This window comes from Lacticaseibacillus camelliae DSM 22697 = JCM 13995, assembly GCF_001311195.1.
Taxonomy (GTDB): Bacteria; Bacillota; Bacilli; order Lactobacillales; family Lactobacillaceae; genus Lacticaseibacillus; species Lacticaseibacillus camelliae.
Genome location: NZ_BBAJ01000013.1, coordinates 1 through 14338 on the forward strand (window position 1 = coordinate 1; position 14338 = coordinate 14338).

Consider the following 14338-nt stretch of genomic DNA (forward strand, 5'->3'; position numbering starts at 1 on the left):
TTTTTTTAAGTATTACGCAATCGATGCGGATAAAAATCAGCAGCCCTCTGAGAACATTACCATCAAGCGTTGTCTGATAAACGATATCGGCCGGCTGATCAGCTACAATCGCGGCGACAAATCTGTCATGCAAAACGGCTCTTACATGCGGACACTGACTTTTGACTCTTGCGTGATCGATCACGTCTCGGCGCCATCCGTCATTCACGGCAACGGGACCGCGTTGACCGTCACCTTCACCCATGTTCAATTTGGGCATAACGAAGCGACCCAGCTACTTCAGCTGATTCCTCAGTCGCAGTCATCTTAGAAGACGTCACCTTTCTTGAACCAACCATGATTAAGCAAGGCACCGATACGTGCTCGCTGTGCGGGCATGTGACTCGCATGGTACTGTCCGATAATGGCTAACTGGTATTCCTCGTTCATGGCATTAAAAAAAGCAGCGTCTGCTCGCTGCTTGGCAACTCTATCCTAAGGAGGGGGATAAAAGACGCTGGAGGAAACGTCTTCGTGGAACCATCTCATATTGGAAGTGTCTTATCTCTTCCATAAATTAAGTTTACCAGATGAACGGATCACATTGCAAGCGCTTTCTGGAAAATCTTAATAGCATTCACCAATCCTGCTAGAAGGCGCTGTTATCGACCAGCACGACCGCAAACCAGTTGGACAACCCGGGCCCAAAACGCAGAGCCGTCGCGGTGCAGCGGCAGCCGCATAAAAATGCGTGAATAAGTTCAGTATCAGCAGCAAAATCACTCACCGAAGCGTAAGATTAACTGCAATAACGGACTGGCTGACACGTCAGCCTGCACAAACGGTTAAGGAGCTTTAACATGACCAATATCCAAATCATCCCTGTCACCGAACCCCAAATCCCCACACTGGTGCGCCTGGCCCGCACCACTTTTGCCGATACCTTCAACGCCAACACGGCCCCGGCCGACATGGCGGCCTTCCTAGACACGGCGTACTCGCCCGAACAGCTCACTCAGGAGCTGCACACGCTGGGCACGACTTTCTGGTTCATCACAGTCGCCGGCACCCCGGCCGGCTACCTTAAGCTCAACGTCGACGGCGCGGTGACCGCCGATGTGAAGGCGAAAAACGCGCTGGAGCTGGAGCGGATCTACATTTTACCAGCGTACAAGCGCCAAGGTCTGGGCAGCAAGCTTTACGCTCATGCGCTGAAAATGGCAAAGGACCGGCACAAGGACACCATCGCGCTCGGCGTCTGGGAACATAACGAACCGGCCAAGCTTTTTACGCCGCACGCGGCTTCCACAAAGTCGGCGAGCACGCCTTTGTCGTGGGCAGCGACCCCCAGCGCGACTGGCTGATGGAGGCGGCGGTGTAGCACCATCCCTTACCAATCTTTCGAAATTAAAGTAAAAACTCTCCTCACGTTTGCGTATTCCTGCAAACATGGGGAGAGATTTGCTGTCATTTAAATTTAGTTGCCGCTTAGATGGAACGTGATGGGGACGCTGGTGATTCCGCGGGCTGCAGTGCCTTTTTATCTCTCACAGCCTACGCGAAGAACCAGTTGCTGGCGTCCGCGTATACTTTCTCGACTGTCACAGGCTTGTCATCGCCCGGCAGATCCGCACTGCTCTTGAGGCCGGTCCGGGCCAGGACGTAGCACAAGCCCTGGTAGCTTTCGCGGTAGGAAGCCAGCTCCTGCGTGTCGATCTTGATCGGTTGGCCAGGGACGACCGGGACCAACTCATCGCGTTCGTAAATGCAATCGCCGGACAGGATCTTCCAGACCCCGTTTTGCTTCTCCAACCGGGTGAAAATGCGCGCGTAGGAGTGCAAATCAACGGCCTGGCCGTCCAGCTTAATGCGCGGCGACAGCATCATCACCGTCATCTCACCAATCGCCTTGGTCCCATTGACCCAGACAGTGGTGTAATTGATTTTGTGTTTCGACCCACCGCCGTTGGCCTGCGCCAATTTTTCAAAATAACCCTTCGCGGGGCCGTCATACCAGGACACGTGAATCTGGGCGTCGTCACTGTAGCAGGCCGCCTCTTGGGCATACAGGCCGTTGTCCCGCGTGTAACGCTCGTACTCGAGTAGTTCGCGGATCTCGGCCCGGTCGGCGAGCGCTTGCTTATCAGTTTGATCCAGCGGGGCATCATAGAATTTTTTATCAGTCATCATAAAAACCTCCTAAATGTTGAGTGCGTTATACATAATGACAAAAGTCGTGCCAGCAATTTTGTGCGTCCGCGGATGCATGGTGTCACTGTCGGTGACTGGCCCGGTCGGCATCTGCGTAATCGGCGTATCGGTTTGACCGCCGCCCGCCTTGATGTCGGCGACCCCTTGGATCAAGGTGCTGAGCACGTGAGGTGGAAACGCGTCAACGCGGTGACCGCTGTAAAGCTGTGCGTCATCCCCGACCAGGTGTTGAAGCTTAGCCAACCCATTCGCCCAAACGGTGAGCGAGGCACAGCGCGCATCGTAAAGCTCGCTCATGGTCAGGGTAGCCAGCTGTCGCCAGTAAAGCCCAAGTGCCGGTCAACATCGACAAACACCATGCTGCCGGCCGAGTGGCCTGGCAGAGCTAATGCGGTCAATGTGGTGCCGCCAAGGTCGAAGCGGTCGCCATCATGCAGCGGCTGATAGCTGAAACTGGCGTCTTGCGGCTCTTCGGCTTGCATGTGGGCAACCAGCTCAGCGTTGTGGCCACTGGCCACGTCAATCGCGTGCAGGCGAAAGCGCGGATCAAACGCGGCTTCATCACCGCGTCGTCGGCGGGATTCATGTAAACCTGGTCGAACAACTCCGCTCCGCCGGTATGGTCGGGGTCACCGTGCGTCAGCAGGCAGATGACCGGAAGTTGGGTAATTTTACGAATTTCCTTCAGCAGGTCCCGGTCAATGCCGAACCCGGCATCGATCATTGCGGCGCGCTGAGTACCGACCACGAGCTGCTGGGAGAACTTGATGGGGCGATCTGTAATGTTTTCGCTGATGTTGTAGACGCCAGGGTCAACTTGCGTCAAGGTATATAAGTTTTTCATGAGGCCCCTCCTTAATTCAAATGCAGCAACGCGGCCGCATTCTGATTGGCGATTTTTTCCTGATCCGCTTGCGTCAAGTCAGATTCAGTCAGAAACTTCTGCGCGTCCGCCGGGTGATTGTAGGGGTAATCCAGCGAGTAAAGCAGATGATCGGCCCCGACCTCGGTCATGGCCAGCGTCAGCTGCGCCGGGAAGAACATCCCGCTTGGCGTGATGTAAAAGTTGTCGCGGTAGGTTTGGCTGATGCTGCGGTCGAGGTGGACAGTCAGGCCCAACGTTTGGTCCATCCGTTCGAGGAAATTCGGCACCATTTCGCCCCAGTGGCCGGTGATGATTTTGAGCTTCGGGTGGCGATCAAACACACCGGCCAGGATCAGGCGGATCATCTGCACGCCGAGGTCTTCGTGCCAGCCCCAGCCGGCGCCGGCAAAGGTGAAGGCGGTCAGCTCCGACCAGCCCTGGCCCTGATAGTAGTGCTCACTGATTTCTTCAGGGATCACTGCCGGATGGAAGTACAGCGGCACATCGAGTTCTTCAGCCTTGGCGAAAATGGGCTCGTACATCGGGTCGTCGAACATGTGCCCATCGTAGTAACCGTGAATCATCGCACCTTGCAGGCCGAGCTGCTTGACGGCGCGTTCGAGTTCCGCGGCGGCCGCTTCGGGATTGCCAACCGGCAACGTCGCCCAGCCGCCAAGACGGTCGGGATGCGCACTGATGGCCTTCGCTAAATCGTCATTCGCCATTTTGCACAGGTCAATGGCGACCTTTGGATCCAGATTTTGTGGCGTGTCGTCGCCGTAACCCATGATCTGCATCTGAATCTCGTTTTGATCCATGAAAGCCAGGCGCCGCTCACCGGCGCTGATGAGCTCAGTGTTGTCGCGCTTGGTCTTAGCAACAAACTCTTCAATGCTGTGGTCATCCGAATTTTTGTGCGGATTGGCCGGCTTTGGCATGTACGGCTTAGCAGCGTCATTAACGCGCTGTGATTCCCAGTGTTCTTCTAGTGTGATTAATTTCATGTTGGTTGCCTCCTGATTGAATAAACCCATTGTATGAGGCAGCACCTACTAAAAATAGCCGTGTTTGTTGTCAAACATGGCCATTCTGTCATTTTTCTTCGAATTGGGGTTATAGGTCGCGGAAAATCTTGGCCGGCGCCGGCAGCATCTTCTGAAAAATTGTGATCAACTGACTGCGGCTCAGCTCAGGGTGTTCGTTGACAACATCGGCGAAAGCGAGATACATGCGCGCCAGCAGGTCGATCATGATCCCCTTCATCGGAATGTTGGTCCCTTCAATACTGCTCACACGCCGAATCTCGCGGCTGAGGTACGCAACAATGAGATCGCCGGCGTGGGCCCAGCGGACCATGGCGATCAAATCGCGATGTGCAAGCAGCAAATCGACCTTCAAAGGCGCCCCTTCCTCACTGGGATCGAGAGCTTGATCGGCTTTTTGCAGGGCCGAATTGATGACCCGGGCGACGGTGACTTCGATAATTTCGCCAATACTGTCGTAATGCTGGTAATAGGTCTGGCGGGCGATTTTGGCTGTTTGACACAAGGCGCTCACGCTGATGTTGGCAAACGCCTCACCGGCATCGAAGTGCTGTTTCAAGGCAGCGAACAGCTTGTCCTGGGTCGCCTGCAGCCGCTTGTCAGGCGCCTGATAATAGGCAACTGGAATGTGAACTTTACTCATGACGCACCCTCCCTTGGTCGATGCAGCAATTGCCAGACTTTACATCTATTATACGGTCTAAATAGAAAGCATCATCGTGCCGCCAGAATTCAAGCGGTGAGTTCGAAGTCTCCCCCCTGACAGAGTTCCTTTGATTCCTTCGGCTAAACCAGAATTTGCCGTTGACAAGGCAAGTGCTGCCGTTATTTAATCGGCTGCTTTCTCACCTGGCAAGTTTGCATCATCGCATCCAAAAAGGCGTGCGCGGCCGGTGACAGCTGCCCTGCTTTCGGCCAGATCAAGCTGGCATGTCCTTCCAGCTGTGGGTTCAGCGGAACGAATTGCAGATCCGTCCCTGTCGTATTGACGATGCCATCTAAACACACGGCCACACCGATCCCAGCGCTGACCATGAGTGATGCGTTATACAGCAGGTTGTAAGTCGCGACCACTGGAAACTGCTTGGCGCTGGCCCCCAGCCAATCCCGCAAACGGTCGACGCTGCCCCGCTGCCTGGTCATGATGACGGTTGATTGTGCAAATCACTGGCGGTGACACCCTCAAGCTGCGCCAGTGGCGAAGTTTTTTTCACTAACACGCCCCAGCGGGTGGCGCCTGGCAGATTGATAAAATGATAATCCTGCTTGTCCGTCGGCTCCATGACGACCCCAAAATCAAAGAAGCCGGTCTGCATACGGGCGTGCACATCCTCCGCGTCGGTGCTGTAAATATTCGCTACGACTTTCGGGGCCGTCTCCCGCATGTGTCTGATGGCCGCCGCCACACTGACCATCATCGGGGCCTCAGCACTGCCGATCATCACGCTGCCGCGGACATCGTGCTTGCGCTGGACGTTTGCGACAGTTTTGTCCGCCAACAAAACGATCTGCCTTGCCTGCTGGGCGAAGTATTCCCCGGCGACGGTCAGCTCAATGCGACGCTGGCCGCGTTCGAACAGCGTCACGCCCAATTCAGCCTCCAGCTCGCTGAGCTGCCGGGAAATCGTCGGCTGCGACACGTGCAGCTTTGCGGCCGCCCGTGAGATGTTGCGCTCGTCGACCACCATCAGAAAATATCGCAGAACACGCAGCTCCATTGCGCCCACCTCCATGCTTTTTAGCTATAGTGTAGCATCCGACATAGGTATTAGACAGAACAGCCGGCCGTCTTTATGATAAATCTTGTCATCAAAAGGAGGTCATCTCGTGAGTATCCCATTGCCACAACTAATCAATGCCGGGGCGGTCAGCTGGACCGGCGCGCTGCCAGCGCAGGTTGACGCCATCGTGGCGCAAACTAGCGCGCAGCTGATTAGGTTCAATCAGACCAGCGAAGACGCCGCGCGCCGCACCCTGCTGGCTCACCTGCTGAATGCCCCACTACCTGCCACCTCGGCAATCAACCCACCGTTTCAAACCGACTTCGGCCCGCACACGTTTATCGGCGAGCACGTGTTCATCAACCGCGACTGCTTTTTCGTCGATTTGGGCGGCATCACCATTGAGGACACGTCTTGCTTGGCCCGCGCGTGATGCTGATCTCCGTCGGCCATAACGAGGACCCGGCCTTCCGCCGCGACTTGGTACTCAAGTCCGTCCGCATCAAAAAAAAGGCGCCTGGCTGGGCGCCAATGTGACGGTCAATCCTGGCGTGACGATCGGCGAGAACGCCATCGTCGGCTCCGGCGCAGTCGTGACTCACGACGTCCCGGCCAACACCGTTGTGGCTGGCGTCCCGGCCAAAATTATCCGGCCCATTCGTCAAAATTAGGAGGAAATACTTATGATCGAAAATAAAGTTGTTGTCATTACCGGCGCCTCAAGCGGCATCGGTGCCGAAACCGCCAAGCTGCTCGCCAGCCACGGCGCCAAGGTCGTGCTGGGCGCGCGCCGCGAGGAAAAACTCAAGGCACTGACTAACGCCATCAACAACGCCGGCGGTCAGGCTGCTTACCGCGTCACTGATGTCACTAAGCCCGAGGACAGCAAGGCACTCGTGCAGCTGGCCAAGGATACGTTTGGCGGCATCGACGTGATGTTTTTGAACGCCGGCTTGATGCCGAACTCGCCTCTGTCCGCGCTGAAAGTTGAGGAGTGGAACCGCATCGTCGACGTCAACCTGAAAGGCGTGCTCAACGGCATCGCCGCCGCCCTGCCGATTTTTAAAGCGCAACAGTCCGGCCACTTCATCGCGACCAGCTCCGTCGCCGGCCTCAAGGCTTACCCTGGCGGTGCCGTTTACGGTGCGACCAAGTGGGCCGTTCGCGACCTGATGGAAGTGCTGCGCATGGAATCCGCTCAGGATCAAAGCAACATTCGCACCGCGACGATTTACCCCGCCGCGATCAAGACTGAGCTCCTGAACACCATCACGGACAAGGGAGTCGCCGCTAACATGAAGCACGAGTATGACACCTACGAGATTACGGCGGATCGCATCGCCAAAGTTGTCGAATTCGCCATCGATATGCCAGAAGACACCAACGTCAACGAGTTTACCGTTGGGCCGACGAACCAGCCGTGGTAAAGGCCACACTCAGCTAACAATGTGCACGCTTCTACGCGGTGATCCCTGGTCTCACTTTCTTCTGACTAAGGGGAACCGGACATAATAAATAGAAGTTACACAAGTGAAAGTACACCACAGGGTCAGGCGCGATTCTCACGCCCCCCAGCCCTGTGGTGTTTTTAGTTACAGCGTGGCTCAGATCTGCATCGAATTATTCCGGCTCGGCAAAATAATCTTCAAAATCCGCTTGCCTTACAGCTACTGTAATGGACTATGCTTCTTCATGAGCAATCCGGTTTGCCCATGAAGGAGGTCGATCATTTGAACAAAACACTAATTGCCTATTACTCTTGGTCTGGTCACACAGCGGCTTTAGCTGAGCGGTTGCACGCCCAAACTCATGCAGATCTATATGAGATCAAGGCCCCTGCAGACACCTTTTCAGTTGACATGTACGAAACCGCCGACATTGCAAAAGCGCAACTAAAGGCTGGTCAGCTGCCGCCACTGGCCGAGCCGCTACCAGACCTGAGCAAATACGACACTATCTTGGTTGGTGGCCCGGTCTGGTCCGGCGCCCCCGCTACGCCAGTGCTGAGCTTTTTAGCCGCAATTCCAGATGATGATGTTCGACTCGCCCCGTTCTATACCGACGCCGGTACGCCCGGCGATTACGAGGCAGTCTTCAAGCGCGCCGCGGGTAAGCATTCAATCGCGTCTGCCCTGGGTCTGCCAGGTTCAAAAGTGGCCACTGCCCAGACGCAAATTCAGCAATGGTTAAACCAACTATAAGGAGCAAATAAAAATGAAAACGACAGTATTTGAGAAACCTGGTAAAGTCGTCCTCAAGGATTTTCCCATGCCAGAAATTCAAGAACCCAAGGACGCGGTCGTCAAAATCCTGCGTGCCTGCGTCTGCGGCTCTGACCTCTGGTGGTTCCGCGGTCTCGACAAGCGCGAAACGGGCACCACGGCTGGGCATGAAGCAATTGGCATCGTGCAATCGGTTGGCGATGGGGTCACCCACGTTCAGCCCGGCGACTTCGTTATCTTACCGTTCACACATGGCTGCGGTCACTGTGCCGCCTGCAAGGCCGGATTCGAAGGCAACTGCCTGAATGCCAAGGGCCATGGCAGCAGCAGCTTTCAGGGCGAGTACGTTCGCTACACCGAGGCCGACTGGTCTCTGGTCAAGATTCCGGGGCAGCCTGAGGATTACACCGATGAGCAGCTCAATGACCTGCTGGCCCTCTCTGACGTCATGGCCACCGGCTACCACGCGGCGGCCAGCGCCGAAGTTCACCCAGGCGACACGGTCGTGGTCATGGGCGATGGTGCGGTCGGCCTGTGCGGTGTGATCGCCGCCAAGCTGATGGGGGCAACGCGCATTATCGCGATGAGCCGTCACGCCGATCGGCAAGCCATGGCACGCGAATTTGGCGCCACTGACATTGTCGAGGAACGCGGCGACGAGGCCGTTGCCAAGGTCCTCGCCATGACCGACGGCGGCGCGGACGCCGTGCTGGAATGTGTTGGCACAGCGCTGTCCGTTGATACCGCGATCAAGGTCGCGCGGCCAGGGGCCATCGTCGGCCGCGTGGGTGTGCCGCAAGAAGCGACCAATGCTAACGCGATGCCGTTTTGGACCAACGTCGGTCTGCGCGGCGGGATCGCCAGCGTGACGACCTACGACCGCGGCGTGTTGCTTGACGCAGTCCTGCAGGGCAAAATTCACCCGGGCCACGTCTTCACCCAGCGCTTCGACCTAGCAGATGTCCAGTCTGCCTATGAGGCCATGGACAAGCGCGAGGCCATCAAATCTTTGCTCATCGTCAGCAAGTAATTAACAAGCCACTCGCTGCCTAATCCAGAAAAATGCACGCTCACCTTGCCTGGTGGGCGTGCATTTTTCTAACTAGCTAACTATGCTTTGGTGAGCTGCATGTCTGGTGCTTTGTCCGGCGCTTCGGCCACGTTTGAAGGCTCATAACTATCCGGCTTTTGGTTGATCAAGACGTCAGCGTAATGGGCAACCTTCTTATTGATGGTTTCCAGATGGTGATTTAACTCATCGATTTCCTGAAGCGTCCGCTGCTGCTGGGCCAGCATAATCTGGTATCGCTCAGGCACGGTGTCACTGCCTGCAATGACCAAGTCCACATAATGCTTGATGTTGGCCAGCGGCATTCCTGTCTGGCGCAGGCACGTGATTAGGTGCACCCATTCCAGATCCACATCATCGAACACGCGATTGTTGTTCTCGTCCCGCTTCACGTATGGCAACAGGCCGTGATCATGGTAAAAGCGCACCGTATATGTGGTCAATCCCATTTTCTTTGCTACCTCTTGAACCGTGTATGTCATTGGTCTACCTCGTCTCTTGATTTTCTCTATCATAATCCCTTAGACCCACTGTAAGCCAAGCCCTAATTACAGTTACTTTAACCCCCGTGATGAAGGCATTACCGTTGGGCTACTCGCCAGCGACTAAAGCTTTCCCCCACACAGTTTTTATGCTAGAAGTCCCCAAAAGGCTGTCCTAACGGCGCCCAAAATTATTTTAAAAAAAGGCTTGCGCTTCAACCAACTGTAACCCTTAAGCTGATGACATCAACAAAAAGGGGTACACAAAATAGGAGGAACAACATGAAACTACTCATTTTAGCGGCGAACGGGCAAATTGCCCGCATCGTGGAACACCGGATTTTGACTGAACCGCAATTCAAAGGCGTTGAGTTGACCCTGGGTCTTCGGCGCGCAGAGCGGTTGGCTAGCCTCGCAGATAACCCGCGCGTGAAGGTCGTCGAGACTGATCTTGAGAATCCTGCATCAGTGTCTACCGCCGTCTTCGGACAGGATCTCGTCTTCGTTGCCGTCGTCGATCACGATGCCGATAATGCCATGACCAAAAACGTGATTGCCGCTATGAAGGGGCACCATGTTGACCGCGTCGTCTTCACCAATATCCTAGGGATCTATAACGAAGTCCCTGGTGAGTTCGGCGAATGGAACTTGAACCAAGTCCGCAGCGGCCTAGATGCCGCGATCAACTCGGATCGGCTGCTCGCCGCTTCTGGGCTGACCTACACCACCCTGCGGCTGCCATGGCTGAACGACCGAGACGAGGTGAAATACACCGTGACGACGAAGAGCCAGCCTTATAACGGTGTCTCCGGTTCTCGCCAAAGCATCGCCGATGTTGTGTTGAAAATCGTCGCAGACTCCAGTTACGCGGCTAACGACAGCATTGGCATCGCAGATCCCGATACCCAAGGGCAAACGCGACCAGTTTACTGATCGATCAACAAGGCACCTGGCAAAAAATTCGTCAGGCGCCTTTTGCGTACTTACTTTTCAGTACTTTTGCAGGCCCATGATCACCCAGAAAATGGCGGCAAGCAAGGTGACAATCATCATTGTCGGCGGAAAGGCGAAGGTCAACAGCAATGCCGCGCACTTCACCACCACGTCCCAAAACAGCAGGCGATTGCGAGGCGCATCCCCCAGCACCGACCGGTACAGTGCCAAGTTGGCCAGCGTCACGCCGATGATGATCAGGCCGTAGAAGACTTGCGCGCCGACGCTCATGAAGTGGGCCGAGACGATCCGCGTCGCATAAGGCACCAGCGAGCTAAAAAACAGCAACACGATACCGAGCCACGGCGCAGCCGCGTGATCGTTTTAACCCGGCGCCAGTTGTTGTGCAGCCCGACCCACATTGCCCCGATCCAAAAGAAGCTGATAAAATACGCGATGAACTGATCTCTCAGGGCCCAAAAGCCGCCCACCGTTATTGCTCAGGCAGCTTCAGATCCAACACTAGAATGGTCATCACAATCGCCAACACGGCGTCGATAAACGTGGTCAAACGCTCTTTGCTCATAGGGACTCCTGCCTTTCAGACATGCCTAGCAGATCATACGGGCTTAAAAAGCGCGTTTTCATGATGATTGCGCAAACCGTCTCCGGTGACTCTGGGTTGGCGGACTGCAGCCAGGTCTTGACGATGCTAAACAAGCCAGAAATGATTAGCTCCCAGGCGTAATCTTGGGGAATCGTGGTCGTCACCGCCACCTGTCCTTTGAGTTGATTCAGCCGTTCACTAATCGAGGCGCGGACCATCTTCTCCAGCTGAAATTCAAAGCGCGGATCACCCGTTGGCCCGAACAGAACCTTGAACATGTCAAATTCCGCGGCCACCAAGCCGACGACCTCCCGCACCACGGGGTACGTCATCTCCCCGGTCCTTTCCGCTGTTGCGACAATCATCGTGTCCGCAAAGTCAGCGCGAAAGAACGCCGTGATTTGGCTGACCAGATTGTCCTCGTAATGCTCAAGTAGTGCGTATTTGTCAGCGTAGTGGAGGTAAAACGTCCCCCGATTGATACCCGCCGCCTGCGTGATATCACGCACCGAAATCTGCTCAAATGGCTTCATCCTCATCAAGGCAATGAACGCTTTCTTAATACTGCCCTCAGTTTCCACAATTTTCTTATGCACTGGCTCTGCCTCTCGGATTTAAATTTGTTTCTATTATTCGGCGCCAGTCAAAATAAATCAACACGCGGTTCAGTTGGTCACGAGATGGCCTACCCAATTGTGACAGTGAACTCAACACTTTATAGAAAGATGGTCATTGCCCGGACCCGTGAACCGTCCTACGATGGGTTTGAAATAGACGCGGTGTTGATAAAAAATTTGGAGATGTTCTGATGACTGGTATTATCGATGTTCACACGCACTACCTACCCAAGATCTACACTGAGGCATTAAAACGCCATATCCCAGGTAATCCAGACGGCTGGGCGACTCCTGATTGGACACCGGCAACGACCTTGGACTTCATGAAGAAGAATAATATTAGCTACTCGGTGCTGTCGCTGTCTTCGCCACACTTCAACTTTGGCGATCGGCAGGAGACACTGGAAATCGCGCGCAAGGCCAACGAAGAAGGCGAGCGCTTGACCATTGCCCACCCGGATCAGCTGGGCTACCTGGCCTCACTGCCGCTGCCGTATGTCAACGATGCAGTGACTGAGGTGAACTGGGCCCTCGCCCATCATGCCCGAGGCTTCACTGTCCCGACTAATACTCGCGGCATCTATTTTGGGTCGCCCATATTTGACGAGGTCTATGCGCAATTAAACGCGGCCAAAGCGGTCGTCGCGATGCACCCAAATCAGCCTCAGACCTGCCTAAAAACGTCAATATCGACCTACCTACCCCCTTGATGGGGTTTTTCATCGACACGACGATGACCTTCATGAACTTGCTTGAATACCATTTCTTTGACCGTTTTCCCGACATCAAGCTGATTGTCCCTCATGCCGGGGCTTTTCTCGGGATTCTTGCCGACCGCGACGAGACGTTCGTAAAAGCGCAATACCAGACAGACCTGTTCGCGGCCATGAAGCACGTCTACTTTGACACTGCGGGCGCGGTTTTTCCCCGGCAACTGCCAATGCTGCTGACGCTCGCAGATGAGCAACACATTCTCTACGGCAGCGACATACCCTACACTGAACTGGGGCTTTCCAGTCAGCTGCTCAGCATAATCGTTGATGCCGACGATAAGAAAGCAAGCCGCAAGATGAAGCTGGTGCAAACCGCTCACCGTTTTGATCACTTTTACGCCAAGCACAAAAAAACTCGCCGAAATCCCAACCCTGCTGGACATGGTCATCAAAATGATGAACGGTGCCGAGATCCTGACGCCAACGCTGAAGAAGGAGATTTTGACCGACAATGCGAAAACGCTGCTTGGCCTGTAAGCATACTTATTAGACAATAGCATCCCCGACTAAGCAGGGTTAAGACTTCCACGATGGTGTACCCTTGTTGATGACACCCAGCTGCTCAGTCTGCCCAGGCCTCACAAGAAAACAGGCGACCCCAAAGGACCGCCTGAGTGAAACTAGTATTTTCTCGTCAAGCTTGTACTTTTAATACTTGCCTTCGTTGCTAAACAGATAATAGATCAGCATGCCTGCGCCGAGCAGCGCGCACACCCCGCCGATGATGGGAACGACTTTGCCGAACTGAGTGACCGTCATAATGATGGCGCCGCCCACGAAGAGGAAGCCGCCAGCCTGCAAGTTTTTCATCGGGTATCTCCTTTCACGTATGTGCTCAAAGCTTATCATAATTCTTTATCAACTCGCACCATGAAAAGAGTTATCCTCGCCGACGCAACAAAAGCCTCGATGAGAGCCTTCAGTTCTCCTTCCTCAACTACGAGACTGGTGCATAAGGACGTCGAGATCAGGCCCAGCTACCCTTATCCCGACGTTTTTTGCGTGGCCGCCATCAGCTTAAATATAATCAAAGAACAGCGTCTGACGTGAGGTAAAGGCCCGACTCAACTCAGTGATTTTCTGAGGATCGCCATGAACCTGCCCTAGCCAGGCCAGTTTCTCAAACGAGCGGACGCCAAGCTACCCTTAACCAGCTGCTGGCCAGCGATCTGGACCTGGGGCTCGGCATCGGTGCGTTCAACGAAGACTCGCCCGCCCTCAATCGCCAGTCGCCATGAGCCTGAGTTGACCGGCATAAACTCATCACTAAGCCCAATCACAATCGGGCCGAGGTCATTCGTGGTGTACGGGTAGCGCTGCAGAAAATCCTGCACGTTCAGCACTCGCACCATCCAAACGCACGCGTCGTGCTGGTTAGTGCGCCCGGCTCCGGCAATAAATCTCCCAGCCAACCGGCATCGGGAGTGCGGTAGATATAGGTCTTGACCGTATTGCGGTGGGCGAAAGCAAATGCGACCAGCACCTGAGCAGTCTCAGCATCATCATAGAAGCATTCATCGACACTAAACTCGTCGTCGGCTCGTTTGTAGATTAGGTAGCCACTGGCATTCCCATCACGGTATGCGACTGCGGCCTGCAGCCCAGTATCACGCAACGGGCGCAGCTGCCACCACCATTTTTGGCGCACTAAACCACCGCGCCGGGTTGCCGGGTTTCGATCATACACCGTCTTGAGCGTAGGAATCGCGGTCGCCCATGCCTCACGGCGCACCTCAACGCCCGCCGGCATCTTCACCTTCGGCAGCCGCGCCGTTTTGACCTCATTGGTGGTCTCTGTGATGGCATCCTCAAACCC

At 55.0% G+C, this 14338-nt stretch carries 21 protein-coding genes and 3 pseudogenes; 9 read left to right on the forward strand and 15 right to left on the reverse strand.

The genetic code is table 11. From position 1 onward, the window contains the following. A pseudogene (locus JCM13995_RS14865) lies at positions 1-310 on the forward strand (hypothetical protein); the annotation flags it as partial. Between the two features lie 529 nt (positions 311-839). After that, positions 840-1343 carry a GNAT family N-acetyltransferase gene (locus tag JCM13995_RS03755; RefSeq protein ID WP_054662622.1) on the forward strand — a complete coding sequence of 168 codons (504 nt, stop codon included), beginning with the start codon at positions 840-842 and terminating at the stop codon, positions 1341-1343. Positions 1344-1533: 190 nt separating this feature from the next. On the opposite strand, the gene JCM13995_RS03760 is transcribed toward JCM13995_RS03755, so the two are convergent. The 7 genes and pseudogenes from JCM13995_RS03760 to JCM13995_RS03785 form a co-directional block, all read right to left on the reverse strand. Next, positions 1534-2169, reverse strand: a complete 636-nt coding sequence (locus tag JCM13995_RS03760; protein WP_054662625.1) for a nuclear transport factor 2 family protein — start codon at positions 2167-2169, stop codon at positions 1534-1536. A 9-nt stretch (positions 2170-2178) separates the two neighbouring features. Further along, positions 2179-2487, reverse strand: coding sequence for a hypothetical protein (locus JCM13995_RS03765; RefSeq protein WP_054662627.1), 309 nt, complete (start codon positions 2485-2487; stop codon positions 2179-2181). A gap of 2 nt (positions 2488-2489) precedes the next feature. Next, positions 2490-2672: an MBL fold metallo-hydrolase gene (locus tag JCM13995_RS17500; protein WP_156314306.1), complete on the reverse strand. Its 183-nt coding sequence runs from the start codon at positions 2670-2672 to the stop codon at positions 2490-2492. Next, positions 2585-3034, reverse strand: a complete 450-nt coding sequence (locus JCM13995_RS03770; protein WP_054662630.1) for an MBL fold metallo-hydrolase — start codon at positions 3032-3034, stop codon at positions 2585-2587. The genes JCM13995_RS17500 and JCM13995_RS03770 overlap by 88 nt, the downstream gene beginning before the upstream one ends. An 11-nt stretch (positions 3035-3045) precedes the next feature. Further along, the gene (locus tag JCM13995_RS03775; protein ID WP_162230900.1) at positions 3046-4059 is read right to left on the reverse strand and encodes an amidohydrolase family protein; all 1014 of its coding nucleotides are present in this window, start codon (positions 4057-4059) and stop codon (positions 3046-3048) included. A gap of 109 nt (positions 4060-4168) precedes the next feature. After that, on the reverse strand, positions 4169-4741 hold the full coding sequence (locus JCM13995_RS03780; RefSeq protein ID WP_054662632.1) for a hypothetical protein: 573 nt from the start codon (positions 4739-4741) through the stop codon (positions 4169-4171). A 182-nt stretch (positions 4742-4923) separates the two neighbouring features. Then, positions 4924-5831 (reverse strand): annotated as a pseudogene (locus JCM13995_RS03785) (LysR family transcriptional regulator). Between the two features lie 94 nt (positions 5832-5925). Between JCM13995_RS03785 and JCM13995_RS17990 the strand changes: the two are divergent. The 5 genes from JCM13995_RS17990 (at position 5926) to JCM13995_RS03805 (ending at position 9071) form a co-directional block, all read left to right on the forward strand. Next, complete coding sequence (locus JCM13995_RS17990) at positions 5926-6252, forward strand: LbetaH domain-containing protein (RefSeq protein ID WP_082397701.1); 327 nt, start codon at positions 5926-5928, stop codon at positions 6250-6252. A gap of 100 nt (positions 6253-6352) precedes the next feature. Then, entirely contained in the window at positions 6353-6490 is a 138-nt protein-coding gene (locus JCM13995_RS17995; protein WP_439645196.1) for an LbetaH domain-containing protein, read from the forward strand. Between the two features lie 12 nt (positions 6491-6502). Continuing rightward, a complete protein-coding gene (locus tag JCM13995_RS03795) occupies positions 6503-7246 on the forward strand; it encodes an SDR family oxidoreductase (protein ID WP_054662635.1) in 744 nt (247 codons plus the stop codon). Positions 7247-7549: 303 nt separating this feature from the next. Then, on the forward strand, positions 7550-8020 hold the full coding sequence (locus JCM13995_RS03800) for a flavodoxin (protein WP_225350701.1): 471 nt from the start codon (positions 7550-7552) through the stop codon (positions 8018-8020). Between the two features lie 13 nt (positions 8021-8033). After that, complete coding sequence (locus JCM13995_RS03805; RefSeq protein ID WP_054662641.1) at positions 8034-9071, forward strand: zinc-dependent alcohol dehydrogenase family protein; 1038 nt, start codon at positions 8034-8036, stop codon at positions 9069-9071. A gap of 80 nt (positions 9072-9151) precedes the next feature. Here JCM13995_RS03805 and JCM13995_RS03810 read toward each other — a convergent pair whose 3' ends face one another. After that, positions 9152-9592, reverse strand: a complete 441-nt coding sequence (locus tag JCM13995_RS03810) for a MerR family transcriptional regulator (protein ID WP_054662644.1) — start codon at positions 9590-9592, stop codon at positions 9152-9154. A 282-nt stretch (positions 9593-9874) separates the two neighbouring features. On the opposite strand from JCM13995_RS03810, the gene JCM13995_RS03815 reads away from it, so the two are divergent. Continuing rightward, positions 9875-10525, forward strand: a complete 651-nt coding sequence (locus JCM13995_RS03815; RefSeq protein WP_054662648.1) for an NAD(P)H-binding protein — start codon at positions 9875-9877, stop codon at positions 10523-10525. Between the two features lie 57 nt (positions 10526-10582). Here the strand turns inward: JCM13995_RS03815 and JCM13995_RS15630 are convergent, their stop codons facing one another. From JCM13995_RS15630 to JCM13995_RS03825, 4 genes are read right to left on the reverse strand one after another with little or no spacing between them, the layout of a single operon-like run. Further along, on the reverse strand, positions 10583-10876 hold the full coding sequence (locus tag JCM13995_RS15630; protein ID WP_054662651.1) for a hypothetical protein: 294 nt from the start codon (positions 10874-10876) through the stop codon (positions 10583-10585). Beyond that, on the reverse strand, positions 10813-11016 hold the full coding sequence (locus JCM13995_RS17345; protein WP_305068813.1) for a TMEM175 family protein: 204 nt from the start codon (positions 11014-11016) through the stop codon (positions 10813-10815). Before JCM13995_RS17345 ends, JCM13995_RS15630 begins: the two co-directional genes overlap by 64 nt. A gap of 2 nt (positions 11017-11018) precedes the next feature. After that, the gene (locus JCM13995_RS16675) at positions 11019-11111 is read right to left on the reverse strand and encodes a TMEM175 family protein (protein WP_263849553.1); all 93 of its coding nucleotides are present in this window, start codon (positions 11109-11111) and stop codon (positions 11019-11021) included. Next, positions 11108-11728 (reverse strand): TetR/AcrR family transcriptional regulator C-terminal domain-containing protein, encoded by a 621-nt coding sequence (locus tag JCM13995_RS03825; protein WP_054662654.1) that lies wholly within the window; start codon positions 11726-11728, stop codon positions 11108-11110. Before JCM13995_RS03825 ends, JCM13995_RS16675 begins: the two co-directional genes overlap by 4 nt. Positions 11729-11940: 212 nt before the next feature. Here JCM13995_RS03825 and JCM13995_RS03830 point away from each other — a divergent pair. After that, positions 11941-12999 (forward strand): annotated as a pseudogene (locus JCM13995_RS03830) (amidohydrolase family protein). Between the two features lie 171 nt (positions 13000-13170). On the opposite strand, the gene JCM13995_RS15150 reads toward JCM13995_RS03830, so the two are convergent. The 3 genes from JCM13995_RS15150 to JCM13995_RS03840 all read right to left on the reverse strand — a co-directional run bounded on the left by JCM13995_RS15150 (position 13171) and on the right by JCM13995_RS03840 (position 14272). Next, the gene (locus JCM13995_RS15150; protein WP_164506147.1) at positions 13171-13332 is read right to left on the reverse strand and encodes a hypothetical protein; all 162 of its coding nucleotides are present in this window, start codon (positions 13330-13332) and stop codon (positions 13171-13173) included. A gap of 293 nt (positions 13333-13625) precedes the next feature. Beyond that, positions 13626-13865: a sterol carrier protein domain-containing protein gene (locus JCM13995_RS03835; RefSeq protein WP_054662657.1), complete on the reverse strand. Its 240-nt coding sequence runs from the start codon at positions 13863-13865 to the stop codon at positions 13626-13628. Next, on the reverse strand, positions 13859-14272 hold the full coding sequence (locus JCM13995_RS03840; protein ID WP_225350705.1) for a GNAT family N-acetyltransferase: 414 nt from the start codon (positions 14270-14272) through the stop codon (positions 13859-13861). Before JCM13995_RS03840 ends, JCM13995_RS03835 begins: the two co-directional genes overlap by 7 nt. Positions 14273-14338: the final 66 nt, after the last annotated feature.